Source organism: Holdemanella sp. (genome assembly GCF_056804935.1).
Genome location: NZ_DBMEXE010000029.1, coordinates 1 through 887 on the forward strand (window position 1 = coordinate 1; position 887 = coordinate 887).

Annotated in this window: 2 pseudogenes; both read left to right on the top strand. The window is 34.3% G+C overall.

Annotated elements, in window-relative coordinates:
• Positions 1–423, top strand: a pseudogene (locus ACZQCL_RS02630) (hypothetical protein); the annotation flags it as partial.
• 258 nt (positions 424–681) lie between these two features.
• Positions 682–887: pseudogene (locus ACZQCL_RS02635) on the top strand (hypothetical protein); the annotation flags it as partial.

Genomic DNA, 887 nt, shown 5'->3' on the forward strand with positions numbered 1-887 from the left:
ACTTCATATAATTTTAATGAAGAAGACGTGTATAATCTATTCTATATATGTCGAAGTATTTATGATCAGTCTATTTATGAAGGAACGAGTAATCATTTTGGGCTTGTAAAAAGCAGTGTATTAAAAGTCGTCAAGACATTAACGGATGTAGAATGGTTGGATTTAGAAGAATTAGAGGAAAAGGAGGAGATTGAAATGTGTGAAGCTGAAAAGAGATGGCTGGAAGTAAAGTCAAAGGAATGGGAAGCTGAAGGAATAAAAAAAGGAATCGAACAAGGTATTGAACAAGGAATCGAACAAGGTGTAGAACTAGGACAGGTTCTTTTGTACAAGACGATGTTAAGGAATGGAATGAGTGTCAATGAAATTTCTAAGGTTTGTTCAATATCTGTTGAGAGTCTAAAACGCGTATTAAATAATTGATATGAAGAGATGAAAAATCTCTTCTTTTCCTATATGCATAATAATAAAGAGGGGAACATTCTAGTGTTCTATACAGGGAAATGCCTTGGAAAACAACTAGTAGAGGTGGACGAAAGGTTCAAATCTTATTTTCATGACTCATTTTAATGAAAAAGATGTGTATAATTTATTCTACATATGTCGAATTGTTTATGTTCAGTCTATTTATGAAGGAACAATCAATGGTTTAGAATTTGTGTAAAAGAAGTAAAAATATTGATGGATGTAGAATGGTTGGATTTAGAAGAATTAGAGGAAAAGGAGGATATTGAAATGTGTGAAGCTGAAAAGAGATGGCTGGAAGTAAAGTCAAAGGAATGGGAAGCTGAAGGAATACAAGAAGGACTCGCACAAGGACTTGAACAGGGACTTGAACAGGGTATTGAGCAAGGTATTGAGCAAGGTATTGAGCAGGGACTTCAGCA